At 70.9% G+C, this 21080-nt stretch carries 19 protein-coding genes; 9 read left to right on the plus strand and 10 right to left on the minus strand.

What is annotated here, in order from left to right; genetic code table 11:
• Nucleotides 1-82 precede the first annotated feature (82 nt).
• The 4 genes from EDD93_RS04710 to EDD93_RS04725 all read left to right on the plus strand — a co-directional run bounded on the left by EDD93_RS04710 (nt 83) and on the right by EDD93_RS04725 (nt 3283).
• Nucleotides 83-844 carry a lysophospholipase gene (locus EDD93_RS04710; RefSeq protein ID WP_260255623.1) on the plus strand — a complete coding sequence of 254 codons (762 nt, stop codon included), beginning with the start codon at nt 83-85 and terminating at the stop codon, nt 842-844.
• Between the two features lie 30 nt (nt 845-874).
• Nucleotides 875-1342: an NUDIX hydrolase gene (locus tag EDD93_RS04715; protein WP_123523974.1), complete on the plus strand. Its 468-nt coding sequence runs from the start codon at nt 875-877 to the stop codon at nt 1340-1342.
• Between the two features lie 217 nt (nt 1343-1559).
• A complete protein-coding gene (locus EDD93_RS04720; RefSeq protein ID WP_260255624.1) occupies nt 1560-2252 on the plus strand; it encodes an RNA polymerase sigma factor in 693 nt (230 codons plus the stop codon).
• Entirely contained in the window at nt 2249-3283 is a 1035-nt protein-coding gene (locus EDD93_RS04725; RefSeq protein WP_123523975.1) for a CU044_5270 family protein, read from the plus strand. Before EDD93_RS04720 ends, EDD93_RS04725 begins: the two co-directional genes overlap by 4 nt.
• Before the next feature lie 48 nt (nt 3284-3331).
• Here EDD93_RS04725 and EDD93_RS04730 read toward each other — a convergent pair whose 3' ends face one another.
• On the minus strand, nt 3332-4285 hold the full coding sequence (locus tag EDD93_RS04730) for a LysR family transcriptional regulator (protein ID WP_123523976.1): 954 nt from the start codon (nt 4283-4285) through the stop codon (nt 3332-3334).
• A gap of 62 nt (nt 4286-4347) precedes the next feature.
• On the opposite strand from EDD93_RS04730, the gene EDD93_RS04735 reads away from it, so the two are divergent.
• The 4 genes from EDD93_RS04735 to EDD93_RS04750 all read left to right on the plus strand — a co-directional run bounded on the left by EDD93_RS04735 (nt 4348) and on the right by EDD93_RS04750 (nt 7941).
• Nucleotides 4348-5667 (plus strand): MFS transporter, encoded by a 1320-nt coding sequence (locus EDD93_RS04735; RefSeq protein WP_123523977.1) that lies wholly within the window; start codon nt 4348-4350, stop codon nt 5665-5667.
• Nucleotides 5668-5785: 118 nt separating this feature from the next.
• Nucleotides 5786-6502 carry a L,D-transpeptidase gene (locus tag EDD93_RS04740; RefSeq protein WP_123523978.1) on the plus strand — a complete coding sequence of 239 codons (717 nt, stop codon included), beginning with the start codon at nt 5786-5788 and terminating at the stop codon, nt 6500-6502.
• 93 nt (nt 6503-6595) lie between these two features.
• On the plus strand, nt 6596-7588 hold the full coding sequence (locus EDD93_RS04745; RefSeq protein ID WP_123523979.1) for a sigma-70 family RNA polymerase sigma factor: 993 nt from the start codon (nt 6596-6598) through the stop codon (nt 7586-7588).
• Nucleotides 7585-7941: a hypothetical protein gene (locus EDD93_RS04750; RefSeq protein ID WP_123523980.1), complete on the plus strand. Its 357-nt coding sequence runs from the start codon at nt 7585-7587 to the stop codon at nt 7939-7941. Before EDD93_RS04745 ends, EDD93_RS04750 begins: the two co-directional genes overlap by 4 nt.
• Here the strand turns inward: EDD93_RS04750 and EDD93_RS04755 are convergent.
• Together EDD93_RS04755 and EDD93_RS04760 are read right to left on the minus strand one after the other, a co-directional pair.
• The gene (locus EDD93_RS04755; protein WP_123523981.1) at nt 7910-8284 is read right to left on the minus strand and encodes a nuclear transport factor 2 family protein; all 375 of its coding nucleotides are present in this window, start codon (nt 8282-8284) and stop codon (nt 7910-7912) included. The genes EDD93_RS04750 and EDD93_RS04755 overlap by 32 nt on opposite strands.
• Nucleotides 8285-8314: 30 nt before the next feature.
• Entirely contained in the window at nt 8315-8659 is a 345-nt protein-coding gene (locus tag EDD93_RS04760) for an STAS domain-containing protein (RefSeq protein WP_123523982.1), read from the minus strand.
• A 392-nt stretch (nt 8660-9051) separates the two neighbouring features.
• Here EDD93_RS04760 and EDD93_RS04765 point away from each other — a divergent pair, with 392 nt between their 5' ends.
• Nucleotides 9052-12318 (plus strand): S8 family serine peptidase, encoded by a 3267-nt coding sequence (locus tag EDD93_RS04765; RefSeq protein WP_123527584.1) that lies wholly within the window; start codon nt 9052-9054, stop codon nt 12316-12318.
• A 93-nt stretch (nt 12319-12411) separates the two neighbouring features.
• Here EDD93_RS04765 and EDD93_RS04770 read toward each other — a convergent pair whose 3' ends face one another.
• The 7 genes from EDD93_RS04770 to EDD93_RS04800 all read right to left on the minus strand — a co-directional run bounded on the left by EDD93_RS04770 (nt 12412) and on the right by EDD93_RS04800 (nt 20944).
• Nucleotides 12412-13689, minus strand: a complete 1278-nt coding sequence (locus EDD93_RS04770) for a thymidine phosphorylase (RefSeq protein ID WP_123523983.1) — start codon at nt 13687-13689, stop codon at nt 12412-12414.
• Nucleotides 13690-13830: 141 nt separating this feature from the next.
• Entirely contained in the window at nt 13831-14253 is a 423-nt protein-coding gene (locus EDD93_RS04775; RefSeq protein ID WP_123523984.1) for a cytidine deaminase, read from the minus strand.
• Nucleotides 14250-15539: an ABC transporter permease gene (locus tag EDD93_RS04780; RefSeq protein ID WP_123523985.1), complete on the minus strand. Its 1290-nt coding sequence runs from the start codon at nt 15537-15539 to the stop codon at nt 14250-14252. Before EDD93_RS04780 ends, EDD93_RS04775 begins: the two co-directional genes overlap by 4 nt.
• Nucleotides 15536-16651: an ABC transporter permease gene (locus tag EDD93_RS04785; RefSeq protein WP_123523986.1), complete on the minus strand. Its 1116-nt coding sequence runs from the start codon at nt 16649-16651 to the stop codon at nt 15536-15538. The genes EDD93_RS04780 and EDD93_RS04785 overlap by 4 nt, the downstream gene beginning before the upstream one ends.
• The gene (locus EDD93_RS04790; RefSeq protein WP_123523987.1) at nt 16648-18273 is read right to left on the minus strand and encodes an ABC transporter ATP-binding protein; all 1626 of its coding nucleotides are present in this window, start codon (nt 18271-18273) and stop codon (nt 16648-16650) included. The genes EDD93_RS04785 and EDD93_RS04790 overlap by 4 nt, the downstream gene beginning before the upstream one ends.
• Before the next feature lie 256 nt (nt 18274-18529).
• Nucleotides 18530-19567, minus strand: a complete 1038-nt coding sequence (locus tag EDD93_RS04795) for a BMP family protein (RefSeq protein ID WP_123523988.1) — start codon at nt 19565-19567, stop codon at nt 18530-18532.
• Between the two features lie 138 nt (nt 19568-19705).
• Nucleotides 19706-20944 carry an amidohydrolase gene (locus tag EDD93_RS04800; protein ID WP_123523989.1) on the minus strand — a complete coding sequence of 413 codons (1239 nt, stop codon included), beginning with the start codon at nt 20942-20944 and terminating at the stop codon, nt 19706-19708.
• Nucleotides 20945-21080 lie beyond the last annotated feature (136 nt).

The raw sequence follows: 21080 nt of genomic DNA on the forward strand, positions 1-21080 counted from the left end.
GCGCGTAGAGCGGGCTCGTCGATATGTAACGGTGACCGCGAATACGGGTGGTGTACACCTGTCCTTCTGAGACTGTTACGTCATGGCACAGCGCGCACTACCCCTGCCTGCTGCGAGGCTGGGACGGGCCGTCAGGACGGCCGGAGCATCGAGCGAGGTCAGCGGCGTGGTCCTGCTGCTCCCGGACGGCGAGCCGCATTCGTACCGCCGCCCCTCCCCCCTCTCGTACGCCCGCCAGCTCCCGCTGGCCCGCGCCCTGGCCCGCGCGGCCCGCGACGACGGCCTCACGGCGCACGTCGTCCACTACCGCTGCCGGGGCTGGAACACGACGGACGCCCAGCTCGCGGCGGACGCCGAATGGGCGGTCGACGAGGTGGTACGCCGCTACGGTGACGTCCCCGTCTGCCTGGCCGGCCACGGCATGGGCGGCCGGGCGGCCCTGCGCGCCGGCGGCCACCCGGCGGTCGGCGCGGTCCTCGCCCTGGCCCCCTGGCTGCCCGCCGACCCGGACGCCGAGCCGGAGCCGGTGAAACACCTGCTCGGGCGTCAGGTCCTGGTGGTGCACGGCACCACCGACGCGGGCGCCGACCCCGAACTCTCCTTCCGCCTCGCGGAACGCGCCAAGAAGTCCAACCGCGACACCTGCCGCTTCGAGGTCCACTCGGACGGCCACGCGCTGCGCCAGCACCACAGCGAAGTGGCCGCCCTGGCGGCGGACTTCATCCGCGGCTCGCTGTTCGGCCACGCCTATGCCCGCCCGGTGGCCGACGCACTGGCGGCCCCGCCGCCGCTGGGGCTGCGGATGCCGCTGGCGGCGGGATTCGGGAAGTCACTGGGGCACTGAGGACCCGAACGGTGCGAAGGAGATAGCAGGTTGAGCTTCCGACTGGCGGCGTACGCCGTGTGTGTCGAGGACGGACGGGTGCTGATCGCCCGTCACGTCTCTGCGGACGGGCAGAGCACCTGGACCCTTCCCGGCGGTGGGGTCGAGCACGGGGAGGATCCGTTCGACGCGGTGATCCGAGAGGTCGCGGAGGAGACCGGCTGCACGGCGGTGGTCGAGAGCCTGCTGGGGGTGGACTCACGGGTGATCTCCGCGGCCGAGGCACGGCACGGGACCGAGCACCAGAACGTCGGCGTCTTCTACCGGGTCCGCATCACCGGCGGCCGGCTGCGGCCGGAGCCCGACGGCGTGATCGCCGAGTCCGTCTGGACGCCGTTGCCCGAAGTCGCCTCGCTGCTCCGGTCCTCGCTCGTCGACGTCGGCCTCGCCCTCGCGCGGACCGCCCCGGCGACCGGCCACGTGGCTCCCGTCCAGGTCGGCGGCCTGGTGCGGCACTGAGCCGACCGCGTTCCCCGCGCGGCGATCCGGGCCCCGGGACGGGCCTTCGGGCCCGGCCCGTGGGCCCCCGCGCCCTCGTCACGGCCCGGGGCCCGGCGGGAGAACAGGCGCGGCACGGCACGGAATGGAACTCGATTCCGGCTTCCGGCGAAGTACCGGTGCAAGAACCGATCGAGCCCGAGCCTTCGAGGTATTCAGACCGATGAACGGAGCCCCGATGACCGTCGAGCCCCCGGGCGTCCGCATCCGCGAAGCGGATCGCGAGGAGAGCGACGCCCGGGTGATCGAACGGTCCCGGGACGAGCCCGAGCTGTTCGCCGCACTCTTCGACCGGTACGCCGACGCCGTGCACCGTTACGCGGCGCGGCGGCTCGGTCCGGAGGCGGCGGAGGATCTGATGGCGGAGACGTTCACGACCGCCTTCCAGCGACGCCATACGTACGACCTCTCGCGCGGCGACGCCCGCCCGTGGCTGTTCGGCATCACCACCAACCTCGTGAGCCGGCACCGCAGGTCGGAGGCGCGCCGTTTCAAGGCGCTCGCAAGAGTGCCGGAGCCGGTGGAGCACGAGGAACCGGTCGCGGACCGCGCGGTCGCCAGGGCCGGCGCTACAGGGGTGCGCCGGGAACTGGCGGCCGCGCTGGCCGGGCTGTCGGCCCGGCATCGCGATGTCGTACTGCTGGTGGCCTGGGCCGACCTCGACTACGAGGAGGCGGCCCAGGCCCTCGGGGTGCCGGTCGGCACCGTCAGATCACGGCTGCACCGGGCTCGCAGCAGACTGCGCGAAGCGCTGGGTGGATGCGATCCGACAGATCCGGCACGTCCGGCGGGCACGGCTGATCACGACGATCACCCGGGTCCCTCCGGTCACGCCGATCCGACAGCTTCCCGAGAGGCAGACACCCCATGAGTGACCGTGGCATCGACGAACTGCGCGTGCTGAGGGAGTACGACGCCGAGGCCCCACCGCTCGACGACACCACCCGCGAGCGGGCGCGGGCGCGGCTGTCCGCCGCGATGAGCACGACGGCCGCGCCGGACCGGTCCGCCGCCCGCGCGGGCCGCCGGCCCGTTCTGCGCATCGCCCTGACCGGCGGCGTCGCGGCGGCCGTCGCCGCCGGGGTCCTGATCGGCCTGCCGTACCACGGCGAGGGGGGCGGTGACGGGTCGCGGGCGGCCGGGCCCGGCGCCGGCTCGCCCGCGATGCGGAACGTGAGCGCACAGACCGTCCTCAACGACGCGGCGGCGTACGAGCGCAGGCACGAGAAGGCGGTCAGCCCGCGCGACGACCAGTTCGTCTACACCAAGGAGATCATCCAGGAGACGAACCGGGCGACCGGCGCGAAGAAGAGCTACGTCGACGAGGACTGGCGCTCGGTGGACGGCTCGCAGCGCTCCTGGGTCATGGAGATCGGCCACGGCTGGTGGGCGCCGCCGCTCGGGAAGGACGAGAGCATGTGGCCGCCGCAGGACTGGGGGACGCTGCGGAAGCTGCCGACCGATCCCGAGAAGCTGATCCTCTCGCTCCTGCACAAGACCGGGCCCGACGACAGGAACGACTCGCTCGACGACATCGGCGAGCAGGAGTGGTCGGACATCCACTTCTCGCTGGCCGGGCTGCTCAAGCTGGTCCCGGTGATGCCCGAGGGGCTGCGCCCGGCGGCGTACGAGGCACTGGGCATGGTGCCCGGGGTGCGGGCGGTGCCGAACCAGAAGGACGCCAAGGGCCGTACGGGCGTGGCGATCACCTACGACGACCCGATGATCCCGTCGGGGGAGGGCGGGTACGGCGGATTCTTCATCTTCGAACCGAGCACGCACCGCTTCCTGGGCTTCCGTGACGAGCGCAGCTCGGGGGACGGCAAGAACATGAAGCGGTACGTCCAGCTCTCGTACCTGGACAGCTGGGCCGTCGTCGACAGGGCCAAGCAGCGGCCGTAGCCCCCGGGCGGCGTGGGCCGGAGCGCGGGGGCGCCGGTGGCGTCCTCGTCACTCCGGCAGCAGGTGCCCCCGCCGGGACAGCAGGAACTTCTTGAACGCCGCGACCGGCGGGGTGTCCGGGTGGCCGTCCAGCCAGGCCACGCCGATCTCGCGGGCCGCCCGGGGCGCGGTCACCGTCAGCTCCACCACGCCGGGGCGGGCGACCGCCGGAGGGGGCAGCAGCGCGACGCCCAGGCCGGCCGCGACCAGGCCGCGCAGCGTCTCGGCCTCCTCGCCCTCGAACGCGATACGGGGTACGAAGCCCGCCTCCGCGCAGAGGTCGTCGGTGATGCGGCGCAGCCCGTAGCCCGGTTCCAGGGTGACGAACGTCTCGTCGGCGGCCTCTGCCAGGCGGACCCGACGGCGGCCGGCCAGCCGGTGGTCGTCGGGTACGACCAGGCGCAGCCGCTGCTCGTCCAGGCGCCGGGCGACCAGGTCCGGGGCGTCCGGGACGGGTGAGGTGAGGCAGAGGTCGAGGCCGCCCGCGCGCAGGCGTTCGATCATGGCCTCGCCGTAGTTCTGGACGAGCTGGAAGCGGACCCGGGGGTGGTCGGCGCGGAAGGCGCGGATCAGGGCCGGGACGGTCTCCGAGCCCATGGTGTGGAGGAAGCCGAAGGCGACCTTGCCCGCGGTCGGGTCGGCGTCCGCCCGTACCGAGTCGGCGGCCTTCTCCACCTCCGCGAGGGCCCGCTCGGCCGAGCCGAGGAAGGTGCGGCCGGCGGGGGTGAGGGAGACGGTACGGCCCTTGCGGGCGAACAGCGCCACTCCCAGGTCCTGTTCGAGCCTGACCATGGCGCGCGAGAGCGTGGACTGCGGGACGCCGAGTTCGTGCGCGGCGCGGGTGACGTGTTCGTGGCGGGCGACCGCCTCGAAGTAGGCGAGGCGCGGCGCGAGGACCGCGCGGATGTCTTCTTCGTAACTACTCGGTGACAGCCGCGGCTGTGAGCTGTGCTGATGCGCCATGGGATTGATTATCGCCCGTTTGTGCATTGGACGCATGAAACTGCGCGGCCTACGTTCATGGCATGCCTCCCGCCAGTACCGGGGCGTCCACCCTGATCGTGGCCGCCTCGACCCAGTCGTCCCCTGCCACCGCCGCAACCGCCGCCGAGACCGCCACCGCGGACCGGCTGGAGCCCGGTGGGCCCGGCTACCGCCGGATGAGCTTCGCGCTCTTCGCCGCCGGTGTCGCGACCTTCGCACTCCTCTACTCCACCCAGGCCCTGCTGCCCGCCGTCTCCGCGTCCTTCGGCGCCACGGCCGGGCAGGCGAGCTGGACGGTCTCCGCCGCGACGGGCGCGCTGGCCCTGTTCGTGCTGCCGCTCAGCGCCCTGTCCGAGCGGTTCGGGCGCCGGCAGATGATGACCGCATCACTGACGGTCGCGGTCGTGGTCGGCCTCTTCGTGCCGTTCGCGCCCTCGCTCGGCTGGCTGATCGCGCTGCGGGCCGTACAGGGCGCCGCACTCGCCGGACTGCCCGCCTCCGCAATGGCGTACCTCGCGGAGGAGGTGCGGCCCAAGGCGCTGGTCGCGGCGATCGGGCTGTTCGTGGCCGGCAACAGCATCGGCGGGATGAGCGGGCGCATCCTCACCGGCTGGGTCGCCCAGCTGTGGGGCTGGCGGGCCGCGCTCGCCTCGGTCGGGCTGCTGGCGGTGGCCTGCGCCGTCGTCTTCCACTTCATGATCCCCAAGGCCCGGCACTTCACCCCGGGTTCGCTGAACCCGAAGGCACTCGCCCGGACTGTCGGCGGCCACCTCGCCGATCCGCTGCTGCGCCGCCTGTACGCGATCGGCGCGCTGTTCATGACGGTGTTCGGCGCGGTCTACACGGTGATCGGCTACCGGCTGGTGGAAGCCCCCTTCAACCTTCCGCAGGGGATCGTCGGTTCGATCTTCCTCGTCTACCTGGTCGGCACGGTCTCCTCGGCCGCCGCGGGCAGGCTCGTCGCCCGGCTGGGCCGCCGGGGCGCGCTCTACCTGGCCGTCTCCACCACGGCCGCCGGCCTGCTGCTCTCGCTGGCCGACCAGTTGGTGGCGGTGCTGGCCGGTCTGGTCCTGATCACGGCGGGCTTCTTCGCCGGGCACGCGGTCGCCTCCTCCTCGGTCAGCCGTACGGCGACCAGGGGCCGGGCCCAGGCATCGGCGCTCTACCAGTCGGCGTACTACCTCGGCTCCAGCGCGGGCGGCACGCTCGGCGCGGTCGCCTTCCACGCCGGCGGCTGGGCGGGCACGGTCACGCTGGGACTGCTCGCGGTCCTGGGCGTGGTCTCGATCACGCTGTACGGGACGAGGGCGGCGCGCGTCGAACGGCGCCGGTCGGCGGCAGTACTGTCCGTCCAGAACTGAGACGTACAGAACCGAGACATTCGGCGCACAACCAACCACTCCCCGACGCGCGTCTAGCAGGCGGAATCACCGCACTGCGCGCGAAGGGGAGTTGGCGTACATGAGAATCACAGGGAACATGAAGAACATTCAAGGCATATCGGGCACACGTCTGCGGCGTGGACTGGTGCTGTCCGTCGCGGGCCTGACCGCGATACCGGCGTTCGTCCTCGGCACCGGCACGGCCGCGCAGGCGGCTTCCTGCACGGCGTCCAAGGGGCCGTACCAGAAGCAGGCGGAGAAGTACCTGCACCTGAAGGTGGACGGCAAGCAGTCGGCCGCCGACTGCAACGCGATCCGGTCGTTCCAGGGCACGTACGGGGTCACGCCCACCCTCGGCTACGCCGGGCCGGTCACCTGGCGCACCATGCAGACGCTGACCGCCCAGAAGGCGGCCGGGAAGAACCCGAACAAGGCCAAGAAGTGCCCCACGAACAAGGGGCGCATCGCGTGCGTCGACCTGACCCGGCAGATCAGCTGGATCCAGGACGGCAGCAAGCTGAAGTTCGGCCCGGTGCCGGTGCGGACCGGGCGGGACGGCTACGAGACCCGTACCGGGGCGAAGAAGATCTACTGGAAGCACAAGAACCACGTCTCCTCGATCTACCACGTGGCGATGCCGTACTCGCAGTTCTTCGACGGCGGCCAGGCCTTCCACGCGGTGGGCGTCAAGATGTGGAACCCGCCGGGCTCGCACGGTTGCGTCAACATGCGGACCGCCGACGCGAAGTCATACTGGAACCTGTTGAAGAACGGCGACGACGTGTACGTGTACGGGCGCAAGCTCGGAACGTGACCCTTTCGGCTCTTCCCGCCCCCGTTGTCAGTGCCGTGCGGTAGCTTCCGAAGTGCTGAGTGAGCGGTGTCACAGCGCAACAGGGGTGGAGCGATGAGTGATCTGACGGCGACGGCTGACGATATCGACAGCCGTCTGGAGGGACACCGGGTCGAGCTGACCGGCTACTGCTACCGGATGCTCGGCTCGGCCTTCGAGGCGGAGGACGCGGTCCAGGACACGCTGGTGCGCGCCTGGCGCAACTTCGACAAGTTCGAGGGCCGTTCCTCGCTGCGGTCCTGGCTGTACCGGATCGCGACGAACGTCTGCCTGGACATGCTGAACGCGGGCAACAAGCGCGCAAGGCCGGTGGATCTCTCCGGCCCGACGCCGCTCGCGCAGGCGGCGCTCAACCCCCTGCCGGAGAACACCTGGCTGGAGCCGATGCCGGACGGGCGGATTCTGCCGTCCGTCGCGGACCCGGCCGAGGCGGCGGTGGCGCGCGAGTCGGTGCGGCTCGCGTTCGTCGCCGCGCTGCAGCATCTGCCGCCCAAGCAGCGCGCCGTGCTGATCCTGCGCGAGGTGCTCGCCTGGAAGGCGAGCGAGGTCGCCGAGCTGCTCGACACCTCGGTCGCCTCGGTCAACAGCGCCCTCCAGCGGGCGCGGGCGACGCTCAACGAACACCAGGGCACGGCGGCCGATGCCGCCGATCCGCTGGACGAGGAGCAGAGCAAACTCCTGGAGCGCTACGTAGCGGCGTTCGAGGGGTACGACATGAAGGCGCTGACGGCGCTGCTCCACGAGGACGCCATCATGACGATGCCGCCGTTCGACCTCTGGCTCCAGGGGCACGACGACATCGCGGGCTTCATGACCTCCATCGGGGCGTCGTGCGCGGGCTCCCGGCTGATCGCCACGTCGGCGAACGGCACCCCGGCGTTCGCGCACTACAAGCCCGATCCGGACGGGCCGGGGTTCGTGCCGTGGGCGGTGCAGGTCATCGACATCGCGGACGGTGCGATCACCGGGATGCACTGCTTCCTGGACACCCCGCGCTGGTTCCCGCTGTTCGGGCTCCCCGATCGCCTGGAAGCGGATGCGGCGTGAGCCGACGTCCGGGCCGGGGTACGGCGTACGGGCTCGTCGCGGCGTGGGCCGTGGTCGCCGCCGGCGGCTGGGGAGTCGCCCAGTGGCTCGGTGAACCGGCCGCCACCTCGGGCCCCGGCCGCGTCGCGCCACCGGTCTCGGACGCGGAGCCGGGACCGCAGCCGGAGATCGGGGACGGCGGTTCCTGCGGCGAGTTCCGGGCCCGGTCCGGCGCCTCCGGCGCGTACGCGTCACCGTCCCCGTCACCGTTTCCGGGCGCTTCCGCGAAGGCGATGGGGGACGAGGCCCACGCGTACACCGTCCAGTGCTCGACGGTGGTCGTCAGGGACGGCTGGCGCGAGGCGGACGAGTAGGCGTACGCGTAGGCGGGCCCGGCCGGGCGCTCACTCCGGGGCGGCCGGTCCTGGACGCCCCGCGGGTGTTCCATTCCGCCAGCACCGGCTCGCCCTCACCCGGCACGCCCTCGAACTCGAATTCCAGCGAATCCGTCTCCAGCCGGTCACGCATGGCGGGGACGGACTCGCCCAGGATGCGGTCCGGCCCGGTCCAGGTCCCCGACAGCGGGAGGTCACCGGGGAGTGTCCAGGTCGCGCCCGGTGCGTAGAGACTGCGGGCGGCCTCGAAATCGCCCGCCATGAGAGCTTCCCAGTACGTTTCGACAGACCTGTTCCTGACCGGGCCAGAACAGTGCGGCATAAATGCGGGTCACCGCCCAGCTCTCGCCACTCAGGGCAGTTCTTCCGCCAGCCCCACCACGTCCGCCAGCCCCACCAGGTCGAGCAGCAGCCGGAGTTCCGGAGTCGTCCCGCGCAGCCGAAGCCGCCTGCCGTTCGATCTGCGGGCGACCAGCGACAGCCGCGCGATCGCCTCCACGGCGGCGAGGTCGGGGTGGACGAGCCCGCCCACGTCGCAGTCCACCTCCGCCACCCCCGTGTCGGCGGCGGCCAGCAGCGCCTCCAGCTCGGCGCAGAGCGCGGGAACACCGGCCCGCGTGAGGCGTCCGGAGACGGTGAGAACGATCGGGGTCATGGCATCCACATCAGGGAGACCGGTCCGGCGGCCGAAACTCATCGCCGCGCCGGCACCCGCTTCCCACCGGACTGCCGAAGGCTCTCCTCCGGCGCCCCGAGGACGCCTTGGCGCCCCGAGCTGCGCACGGGCCTCCCCAGGCCACCGTCGTCACAGCCGATTCCCGTGGCGCGAGGCCCCCGACCATCGACGAAGTTTCGCCAACTCCGTACAACTGTGTGCTTGCTGTGAACCGATTCGATCAAATCTCCCCTCTATGTGAGTGAAACGGCCGGCTCCGGTGCGCGTACCGGGACCGACTGCCCAGTGGCCCTCTCGTGGGGCCGCCTGATTCTCCAGGGGGAGAGTTGCGCAGACACGTCACAAGAGCGTGTGTTTCAACCGTCGCCACGGCTGCGGCCGTGGCCCTCGCGGCCGGGCTGACCACCCCGGCCATGGCCCGTGACAACGGCCCGTCGCGGCCGGCGGACGGCACGTCCGGCGCCCGGCATCAGCTCACGCTCATCACCGGCGACCGCGTCACGGTGGACGCCAAGGGCCGGGTCGTGGGCTTCCGTCCCGCAGCGGGGCGCGAGCACATACCCGTGCAGCGGCAGATACGGGACGGGCACACCCTGCTCGTCCCGGCCGACGCACACCGGCTGATCGGTTCCGGAAGGCTGGACCGCCGGCTGTTCGACGTCACGGAGCTGAACCGGGCGGAGAACCGCAAGGCGCAGAAGTCCGGCCTGAAACTGATCGTCTCCTACCGGGGCGCCGGGGCCGCGGCCGCGAGGGCGGAGGTCCGCGACGCCGGCGCCACCCGCGTCGGGCCCGTGCTGAAGTCGCTGAACGCCCAGTCCGTGGCCACCCCGCGGGAGGACGCCCGGTCCGTCTGGCAGGCGCTCACCAGCAAGCCGTCGGGCAGCGCCCAGCGGACCACGGCCACCGGCATCGACCGGGTCTGGCTGGACGGCGTACGCCGGGCGAGCCTCGACAAGAGCGTCCCGCAGATCGGCGCGCCGACCGCCTGGAAGGCGGGCTACACCGGCAAGGGCGTCAAGATCGCCGTCCTGGACACCGGTGCGGACGCCACCCACCCGGACCTCAAGGGCCAGATCCTCGCGTCGAAGAACTTCGCCGGCACGCCCGACCTGAAGGACCACTTCGGCCACGGCACCCATGTCTCCTCGATCGTGGCCGGTACGGGCGCGAAGTCGGGCGGCAAGTTCAAGGGCGTCGCCCCGGACGCCAAGCTCCTTGAGGGCAAGGTCCTCGACGACGACGGCTTCGGCGACGACTCCGGAATCCTGGCCGGTATGGAGTGGGCGGTCGCACAGGGCGCCGACGTCATCAACCTGAGCCTCGGCGGCACCGACACCCCGGGGATCGACCCCCTGGAGGCCGCGGTCAACAAGCTCTCCGCCGACAGCGGCGTGCTCTTCGCCATCGCGGCGGGCAACGAGGGCGACATGGCCGGCACGGTCGGCTCCCCCGGCAGCGCGGACGCCGCGCTGACCGTCGGGGCCGTCGACGACAAGGACGTGCTGGCGGACTTCTCCAGCCGCGGCCCCCGGGTCGGTGACAACGCGATCAAGCCCGATGTCACCGCTCCCGGCGTGGACATCACGGCGGCCGCCTCCCCCGGCTCCGTCATCGACAAGGAGGTCGGCCAGAACCCTGCGGGCTATCTGACGATCTCCGGTACGTCGATGGCGACCCCGCACGTCGCGGGCGCCGCGGCGCTCCTCAAGCAGCAGCACCCGCAGTGGAAGAACACCGAGCTCAAGGGTGCGCTCACGGCCTCCACGAAGCCGGGCAAGTACACCCCCTTCGAGCAGGGCTCGGGCCGGATCGCCGTCGACCGGGCGATCACCCAGTCCGTCGTCGCCGACCCGGTGTCGCTGAGCTACGGCCTCCAGCAGTGGCCGCACACCGATGACGTGCCGGTCGCGAAGAAGGTGTCGTACCGCAACCTCGGTACGACCGAGGTCACGCTCTCGCTCACCGTCCAGGCCACCGGCCCGGCGGGCAAGCCGGCCCCGGCCGGGTTCTTCACCCTCGGCGCCGACCGGGTGACCGTCCCGGCGGGCGGCACCGCCGAGGTGCCGCTGACCGTGAACACCAGGCTCGGCGGCACGGCCGACGGCGACTACTCCGCGTACGTCGTGGCGACGGGCGGCGGTCAGACCGTCCGCACCGCGGCCGCGGTCAATCGCGAGGCCGAGTCGTACGACCTCACGCTCAGGACCATCGGCCGTGACGGCAAGCCGGCCCGGTACACCACCGGGGATGTCTACGGCATCACCGGCGGCGGGACCGGTGTGTGGGAGTCCCCCGAGGTGGTCAACGGCACGGCGAAGCTCCGCGTCCCCAAGGGCGGGTACGTGCTGAACTCGGCCGTGTACATCGACCCGGACAACCTCGACAAGGGCGTCGACTGGCTCACCCAGCCCCATCTGAACGTCACCAAGAACACCACGGTGACCTTCGACGCGCGCCTGGCCAAGCCGGTGGACATCACCGTTCCGGCGACCGGCACGAAAGCCGTACTCGCCTCGCCCGACCTCCAGTTCGAGACCGAGGACAACGGCTACGGCTACGGCTGGCTGCTCGACTCGTTCAAGCCGCTGCGCACCGCGCACATCGGCCCGAAGACGACCGGCATCCAGCTCTCGCAGCACTGGACCGGGAGTTGGACCAAGGGTGCGGCGACCCGGTACGACATCACGGTCGGCGGCCCGGTGAGCCGGGCGGCGACCGGCTACCACCGCGCGTTCAGCAGCGGTCAGCTCGCCAAGGTCACGATCCGCTCCGGTGCGTCCGCCAAGGGCAAGACCGGTGACATCGGCGCGACAGGCGAGCTGCCCGGCTCGTTCGGCGGCTGGGCGGCCCTGACCAGCCAGAAGCTCCCGTCGACCACCACGGCCTACGTCTCCACCGCGGACAAGGTGAAGTGGAGCTTCGACTTCAGCCAGAACGGCGCGCTCGACGAGGACGGCTTCCCGAAGACCGACGCCTCGTACTCCCTCGGCGCCCCGCAGGCCTTCAAGGCGGGCGGGACGTACACGAGGACCGTGAACACCGCGGTGTTCGGGCCGTACCTCAACGCCCGCTTCGGGGTCTTCCGCGACGGCAACGAGCTCACGGCGGCGCTGCCGCTCGTCGCCGACGGCCACCGCAATGTCGGCTACTCGGCGTACAGCTCGGTGAAGACCGTGCTCTACCGCAACGGCAAGGAGTTCGCCAAGAACACCGAACCGGTGACGGGCGAGACGCCCATCGTCGTGCCGGCCGCCGCCGCCGACTACCGGCTGACCACGTCGGTGCGGCGCGGCGCCGACGTCGCCTCGGTCTCCAGCCGGATCGACGCGAGCTGGACCTTCCGCTCCGGCCGTCCGGCCTCGGACTACGCCCAGCTGCCGGTCTCCATGGTCCGCTTCACTCCCGAGGTGGCGCCGGACAGCACCGCCAAGGCCGGCAAGGCCGTGTCCGTGCCGGTGACGGTGCAGGGTGCGGCAGCCGGGAAGAACCTGAAGTCGCTGACGGTGTCGCTCAGTTACGACGGCGGGAAGACCTGGAAGAAGACCGCGGTCAAGAAGGGGAAGATCGCCATGAAGAACCCGGCCAAGAAGAAGTCGGTGTCCTTCAAGGCCTCGGTCACCGACAAGAAGGGCAACACGTCCTCGGTGGCGATCTACAACGCCTACTTCGGCAAGTAGCCCGGCCGGCAGTACGCGGCAGGACCGTATGAAAGCGGCCCGCCGGGACGGTGAGACACCGTCCCGGCGGGCCGTTCGCGTCGGCGCCCGCGGTTACGCGATGCGCTCCCGCACCACCGGGGTGGCGGTGAACGGCGTGCCGGACGGGGCGATGTCGTACGAATCCGGCAGGGCCTTCAGCGCGTAGTCGAACTTCTCCGGGGTGTCCGTGTGCAGCGTCAGCAGCGGCTGGCCCGCCGTCACCGTGTCGCCCGGCTTGGCGTGCAGCTCGACGCCCGCGCCGGCCTGGACCGGGTCCTCCTTGCGGGCGCGGCCCGCGCCGAGGCGCCAGGCGGCGACGCCGATGTCGTAGGCGTCCAGGCGGGTCAGTACGCCGGAGGACGGGGCCGTCACGACGTGCTGTTCGCGGGCGACCGGGAGGGTGGCGTCGGGGTCGCCGCCCTGGGCGGAGATCATCCGGCGCCAGACGTCCATCGCGGAGCCGTCCGCGAGGGCCTTCTCCGGGTCGGCGTCCTTGAGCCCGGCCGCGTCCAGCATCTCGCGGGCGAGGGCCAGGGTGAGGTCGATGACGTCCCGGGGGCCGCCGCCGGCCAGCACCTCGACGGACTCGCGGACCTCCAGGGCGTTGCCCGCGGTCAGGCCGAGCGGGGTGGACATGTCGGTGAGCAGCGCGACCGTGCGCACACCGCTGTCGGTGCCCAGGGCGACCATGGTGGAGGCCAGTTCGCGGGCGTCCTCGATGGTCTTCATGAAGGCGCCGGAGCCGACCTTGACGTCCAGGACGAGCGCCCCGGTGCCCTCGGCGATCTTCTTGGACATGATCGAGCTGGCGATCAGCGGGATAGCCTCGACGGTGCCGGTGACGTCGCGGAGCGCGTACAGCTTCTTGTCGGCGGGGGCGAGGCCGTCGCCCGCCGCGCAGATGACCGCGCCGGTGGTGTCCAGGACGTCCAGCATCTCGGCGTTGGTGATGTGGGCGCGCCAGCCGGGGATGGACTCCAGCTTGTCGAGGGTGCCGCCGGTGTGGCCGAGGCCTCGGCCGCTGAGCTGCGGAACGGCCGCGCCGCAGGCGGCGACCAGCGGGGCGAGCGGCAGGGTGATCTTGTCGCCGACGCCGCCGGTGGAGTGCTTGTCGGTGGTGGGGCGGGAGAGCGAGGCGAAGTTCATCCGCTCGCCCGAGGCGATCATGGCGGCGGTCCAGCGGGCGATCTCCGTGCGGTTCATGCCGTTCAGCAGGATCGCCATGGCCAGCGCGGACATCTGCTCGTCGGCCACTTCACCGCGGGTGTACGCGTCGATGACCCAGTCGATCTGCTCGGGGGTCAGCTCGCCTCGGTCCCGCTTGGTGCGGATGACGGAGATGGCGTCCATGGTCTGGAGTCCTTCCGGCCGGTACGTACGTACGCGATGGGTACGCAATGGGTACGCGTGAGTCCTGTTGACTCTACGCGCATAGAGAAGAAGAGGGCCGCCGGACGGGTTCCCGGTGTCCCGGGCCCGTCCGGCGGGTCGCTACCCCAGGTGCGAGGGGCCGAACGCCTGCGGAAGCATCTCGTCGAGGGTGCGGAAGCCGTCCGGGGTCTCCAGGACGAGCTCCGGGCCGCCGAACTCGTACAGCAGCTGCCGGCACCTGCCGCACGGGACCAGGATCTCGCCCGCCCCGTCCACGCAGGTGAAGTGGGTCAGCCGGCCGCCGCCGGTGGCGTGCAGCTGGGAGACCAGCCCGCACTCGGCGCACAGGCTGATGCCGTACGAGGCGTTCTCGACGTTGCAGCCGACGATCATGCGGCCGTCGTCCACCCGGGCGGCGACGCCGACCGGGTAGCCCGAGTAGGGCGCGTACGCCCGGGACATGGCCTCCCGGGCGGCGTTCCGCAGGGCGTCCCAGTCGGCCCCGGCCACGGCGCCGGCGTCCGCTCCGGCGGTGGGCGTCACTTGCCCTGGCCCTTGCGGTAGCGCATGCCGTCCGCCTTCGGCATCCGCAGCCGCTGCGCGGAGAGCGAGAGGACGAGCAGCGTGACGACGTACGGGGTCGCGCTCACGAACTCGGTCGGCACGGTGTCCGTACCGAGGTACCAGACCAGGACGGCGGCGGCGATGACCGCGCTGATGGCGCCCTGGAGGAAGCTCTTGCGGTAGAGCTTCCAGGCCGCGATACCGGCCAGCACGACCACGAGCAGCAGGAGCAGCGCGTGGACGGACTCGCCGCCGTTGCGCAGCTGGAGCGCGTCGGCGAAGCCGAACAGGCCCGCGCCCATGGCGAGTCCGCCGGGCCGCCAGTTACCGAAGATCATCGCGGCGAGACCGATGTATCCCCGGCCGCCGGTCTGTCCCTCGTTGTAGATGTGCGAGGTGACCAGGGAGAGGAAGGCGCCGCCCAGTCCGGCCATGCCGCCGGAGACGATCACCGCGATGTACTTGTACGTGTAGACGTTGACGCCGAGCGACTCGGCGGCCACCGGGTTCTCGCCGCAGGAGCGCAGCCGCAGGCCGAAGGCGGTCTTCCACAGGACGAAGAACGTCACGGCGAAAAGGACCACGGCGACGATCGTCAGCAGCGACACGTTGGTGACCAGTCCGCCGAGGACTCCGGCGAGGTCGGAGACGAAGAACCAGTGGTGCTTCTCGACGGTGTGCAGCCAGTCGGAGAGTCCCGGGATCGTCACCGAGGTGATGGCGTCGGCCGGTGGGGACTGCTTGGGCGAGCCGCCCTTGGCCGCCGCGTCGCCCGAGTTGAACCAGAGCTTGGCGAAGTAGGTGGTGAAGCCGAGCGCCAGGATGTTGATCGCGATGCCGGAGATGATGTGGTCGACGCCGAAGGTGACGGTCGCCACCGCGTGCAGCAGACCGCCGAGCATCCCGCCGACGACACCGGCGAGCACGCCGAGCCAGGGGTTGGTCTGCCAGCCGGCCCAGGCTCCGAAGAAGGTGCCCAGGATCATCATGCCTTCGAGGCCGATGTTGACCACGCCGGCCCGCTCGGACCAGAGGCCGCCGAGACCGGCGAGGCCGATCGGCACGGCCATCGCGAGGGCCGCGCTGATCTGTCCTGCCGAGGTGACGTCCTGCGCGCCGGTGATGGCGCGCACGGCGGACAGCGCGAGCAGCACGCCCGCGATGATCAGGAGGACGACGGGGAAGGAGAGGCGGGTGCGGCCGCCCTTGCCGCCGGAGACCTTGCGGGCCGCGGGGGGCGGGGTGGAAGTCGCCGTGACGGTCACGCCGACACCTCCTGCTGGTCGGAGTTACGGGCGGCCTGTGCGGCGAGTTCCGCGCCGACCTTGCTCTGCTGTCGCTTGAGTCCGTAGCGGCGGACGACTTCGTAGGCGATGACGACGCACAGGACGATGACGCCCTGGATCACGCCGACGATCTCCTTGTCGTACCCCTCGAACTCCAGCTTTCCGGTGCCGCGTTCCAGGAAGCCCCAGAGCAGCGCGCCGAGCGCGATGCCGACGGGGTGGTTGCGGCCGAGGAGGGCGATGGCGATACCGGTGAAGCCGATGCCGATGGGGAAGTCGCCGCTGTACTCGTAGCTGTCGTTGAGCAGCGTGGGCATGCCGATCAGGCCGGCCACGGCGCCCGAGATGAGCATCGAGGTGACGACCATCTTCTTGACGTTCACGCCGCTGGCCTCGGCGGCGGAGCCGGACTGGCCCACCGTGCGCAGGTCGAAGCCGAACCGGGTGCGCGAGAGCGTGAACCAGTAGGCGATGCCCGCGACGACCGCGACGACGATGAAGCCCCAGACGGGCGTCGGGGTGGTCGGGAACTCGAAGAAGTGCGAGGACTCCGGGATCGGCTTGGTGGAGATCTTGGTGCCGGCCTCGTCGAGGTGGCCGAGGCGGTTCTGCTGGAGCAGGTAGCCGATGATCGCGGTCGCGATGGAGTTCAGCATGATCGTCGAGACGACCTCGCTGACGCCCCGGGTGACCTTGAGGACACCCGCGATACCCGCCCACATCGCGCCGACGATCATCGCGGTGATGATGATCAGCGGGATCTGGAGGGCTCCCGGCAGGGTCAGCGCGCCGCCGACCGCCGCGGCGAAGAAGGCGGCGAGGCGGTACTGGCCGTCGACGCCGATGTTGAAGAGGTTCATCCGGAAGCCGACGGCCACCGCGAGACCTGCGAGGTAGTACGTCGTCGCCTTGTTCAGGATGTAGACCTGGCTGTCCGACTTCACCCCGTAGTCGAACATGATGCCGAAGGCGCTGAACGGCTCCTTGCCGGTGGCGGCGAGCACGAGTGCCGTCACCAGGAAGGCGACCACGATCGCGAGTACGGGGGCCGCGATCCCCAGGAGCAGCCGCTCCTTGTCGATCTTCTTCATCGGTCCTCTCCCCCGTCCCGGGGGTCGGTTTCGTCCGTGGCGGGGGCGGCGGATGCGCCGTCGCTCCCGGGCTCGGCGGGTCCGGCTTCGGCCGGCCCGGCTTCGGCGGGCGTTTCGAGGTGGCCGGCGGCCGCGCCCGTCATCGCGGAGCCGAGCTCCTCGGGGGTGACGGTCGCGGGGTCGGCGTCCGCGACGAGTCCGCCCCGGTACATGACGCGCAGGGTGTCGGAGAGCCCGATCAGCTCGTCCAGGTCGGCGGAGATCAGCAGCACCGCGAGTCCCTCGCGGCGCGCCTCGCGGATCTGGTCCCAGATCTGGGCCTGGGCGCCGACGTCCACGCCCCGGGTGGGGTGCGCGGCGATCAGGAGCTTGGGCGAGTGGCTCATCTCGCGGCCGACGATCAGCTTCTGCTGGTTGCCTCCGGAGAGCGAGGCCGCGGTGACCTCGATGCCGGGGGTGCGCACGTCGTACTCGCGCACGATCCGCTCGGTGTCGGCGCGGGCCGCCTTCAGGTCGAGGAAGGCGCCCTTGCTGTTGGGGCGCTCCGTGACGTGGCCGAGGATGCGGTTCTCCCAGAGCGGGGCCTCTAGCAGCAGTCCGTGCCGGTGACGGTCCTCGGGGATGACGGCCATCCCGTCCTCGCGACGCCTGCGGGTCGGCGTGCGGGAGATGTCCGCGCCGTCCAGCGAGAGGGAGCCCGCGTCGAGAGTGCGCATGCCCATGATGGCGTCGACCAGTTCGGACTGGCCGTTGCCCTCGACTCCGGCGATGCCGAGCACCTCGCCCTTGTGGATGGTGAAGGTGATGCCGTCGAGCACGGCACGCACCACCCCGTCCGGGTCGGTGGCGGTCAGCCGCAGCCCGTCGACGGCCAGCATCGGCGTCTCGGTGACGGTCGACTCGCGGGTCTCCGGCGACGGCAGCTCACTGCCGACCATCAGCTCGGCGAGCTGCTTGGTCGTGGTGTGCTTCGGGTCGGCGGTGCCCACGGTCGTCCCGCGCCGGATGACGGTGATCTCGTCGGCGACGGACAGCACCTCGCCCAGCTTGTGCGAGATGAAGATGACGGTCAGTCCCTCGGCCTTGAGCTCGCGCAGGTTGTCGAAGAGCGCCTCGACCTCCTGCGGTACGAGGACGGCGGTGGGCTCGTCGAGGATCAGGGTGCGGGCGCCGCGGTAGAGGACCTTGAGGATCTCCACGCGCTGGCGGTCGGCGACACCGAGGTCCTCGACCATGGCGTCCGGGCGGACGCCGAGACCGTAGGAGTCGGAGATCTCCCTGATCTTGGCTCTGGCCCGGTCGCCGATGCCGTACAGCTTCTCGGAGCCGAGTACGACGTTCTCCAGGACGGTGAGGTAGTCGGCGAGCATGAAGTGCTGGTGCACCATGCCGATGCCCCGGTCGATGGCGTCGCCCGGGTTGGAGAACGTGGCCTGTTCGCCGTCCACCGCGATGGTGCCCTCGTCCGGCTTCTGCATGCCGTACAGGATCTTCATGAGCGTGGACTTGCCGGCGCCGTTCTCACCGACGAGGGCGTGGACGGTGCCGCGGCGCACGGTGATGTCGATGTCGTGGTTGGCCACGACCCCGGGGAACCGCTTGGTGATGCCGCGGAGCTCCACGGCATGAGGACTGCTGGACGCGTTGATGGCGCACTCTCCTTGACAGGAGCGGAGGGCGGAGGCGGTGGGTGCCGATTGCGGGGGCGGAAAAAGGTACCGCGCCCGAGCGGGCGCTACGCGCGTAGCGCTTCCGAATCGTTGGCCACCTGTTCACAGGTGGCGTACCGGGGCCGGTGACCCCCGTCTCGGGGGTACGTGAATCGGGGCCCGGACGAGCAGCCGAAGCCGCTCGCCGGGCCCCGATCGACGGGCCGGATCAGGTCGTGGACTTGACCTTGATGGAGCCGTCGACGATCTTCTTCTTCGCGGCGTCCAGCTGGGTCTGGATGTCCTTGAGGTGGTCACCCGTGGTGGTCAGGCTGACGCCGCCCTTGGCCAGGGAGTACGTCTGCGTGCCGGTCAGCGGCTTGCCGTCCTTGACGGACTTGACCAGGTCGAAGACACCGGCGTCGACGTTCTTGACGACCGAGGTCAGGATCGTGTCCTTGTACTTCGCCAGCGCCGGGTCCAGGGCCTGGTCGGAGTCGACACCGATGGACCAGGCACCCTTCTGGCCCGCGACGGCCTCGATCGAACCGGCACCCGAGCCGCCCGCGGCGGCGAAGATGACGTCGACGCCCTTGTCGAGCATGCCCTTGGCGGCGGCCTTGCCCTTGTCGGGGCTGCCGAAGCCGGACAGGTCCGAACCGGTGGACAGGTACTGGATCTGCACCTTGGCCTTGGGGTTCGTGTCGATGACGCCCTGCTGGAAACCGGCGGCGAACTTCTTGATCAGCGGGAGGTCCACACCACCGATGAAGCCGACCTGGCCGTCCTTGGACTTCAGCGCCGCCGCGACACCCGCGAGGTAGGAGCCCTGCTCCTCGGTGAAGACGATCGAGGCGACGTTCTTCGCGTCGGAGACCGAGTCGACCAGGCCGAAGTTGACCTTCGGGTACTTGGCGGCGATCTTGTCGACCGCGTCCTTGTACGCGAAGCCGATCGCGATGACCGGGTCGTAGCCGCCCTCGGCGAGCGACTGCAGGCGCTGCTCGCGGTCGGCCGGGGTCTCACCGGTCTTGGCGGTGAGCTCCTTCGTGTCGGCGTCGAACTCCTTCTTGGCCTTGTCCAGGCCGCGGGCCGCGGAGTCGTTGAACGAGTTGTCGCCCCGGCCGCCCACGTCGTAGGCCATGCCGATCTTCATCTTGCCGTCGGAGCTGCTGCTCTCGTCGGACGAGCTGCCGCACGCGGTGGCAGTGAGGGCGAGCGCCGCGGTAATGGCACACGCGGCGGTGATCTTGGATACCGGGCGCAAGGGAAGGCTCCTTCAAACCTGACCGAAGCGCCTCTTCCGGCGCTGGTTTCGCGGCGATCGTAACGCGCGTAGATGTCAGATAAAGCCCTGTACGGAAGCCGTTATCGGATCGTCGCGAACCGGGGGTGACCTGTCCGGTTACAGAGGATTACCGTCGAGCAACGCAGCGGCGGTGAAGAGCTCCACGCCAACGGTGATCGCCTCCTCGTCCGCGTCGAAATTGCCCCGGTGCAGGTCCAGACCGCGGGTGTCGCCGGGGGTGCGCACCCCGAGCCGCGCCATCGCGCCCGGCACGTGCTCCAGGTACCAGGAGAAGTCCTCCCCGCCCAGGCTCTGTTCGGTGTCCTCGATCGCATACGATCCGCGGCGGGCGGTCATGGCCTCGGTGAGCAGATCGATCGCGTCGGCGTCGTTGACCACGGGCGGCACGCCGCGGATGTAGTTGATCACCGTCTTTGCCCGGTGCATTCCGGCCACCTCGTCGATCGCGGCGTGCACCAGGTCCGGGGCGTCCCGCCAGGCCGCCAGATCCAGGCAGCGAACCGTGCCCGAGAGTTCGGCGTGTTGCGGAATCACATTGCAGGCGTGCCCGGTCTCCAGGCGTCCCCAGGTCACCGCGAGCCCGGCCCGCGCGTCGACCCGGCGGGCCAGCAGCGCGGGGACCTCGGTGGCCACCTTGGCGGCCGCGGTGACGAGATCGGTGGTCAGGTGCGGGCGGGCGGTGTGGCCGCCGGGCCCGTCCAGGGACAGCTCCAGCCGGTCGCAGGCGGAGGTGATCGCGCCGACCCGCAGCCCGATCCGCCCCACGTCGACCTTCGGGTCGCAGTGCACCCCGACGATCCGGCCGACGCCCTCCAGCACCCCGGAGTCGATCGCGTCGGGCGCCCCGCCCGGCAGCACCTCCTCGGCCGGCTGGAAGATCAGCCGCACCGGGTTGGGCAGCAGCCCCTGCCGGTCGAGGCCGGCGAGCACGAGGCCGGCGCCGAGCACGGCGGTGGTGTGGACGTCGTGCCCGCAGGCGTGCGCCCGGTCAGGCACGGTGGAGCGGTACGGGACGCCCGTCTTGGTGTCCGGGATCGGCAACGCGTCGATGTCCGCCCGCAGCGCCAGCATGGGGCGGGTGTCCGCGCTCCGGGTCCCCACGTCACACATGAGCCCGGTCCCGGAGGCCAGCACCCTCGGCTCCAGGCCCGCCAGCTCCAGCCGGGCCTTGATGGCGGCGGTGGTGCGGAACTCCTGGTTGCCGAGCTCGGGGTGCATGTGCAGATCACGCCGGAAGGCGATCAGCTCGGCGCGCAGCGCTTCGGGCAGCGTGCCGGGCAGGTCCTCTCCTGCGGGCGGCCGGGCTTCACGAAGGCGGGACGTCGAGTGGCTCACTGGTGAAGGGTAAGGCCCTTCCCCCGTCAACTGACCATGAAACAAGAAAAGTTCAGCCACATAGACGAATAAATGACTGGAGCACGGCGTGTGAGCCGCTGCCAGGATGGGTACACTCGCGCACTTCGTCGACAGG

Origin of the sequence: Streptomyces sp. 840.1 (genome assembly GCF_003751445.1) — a bacterium.
Classification (GTDB): Bacteria; Actinomycetota; Actinomycetes; order Streptomycetales; family Streptomycetaceae; genus Streptomyces.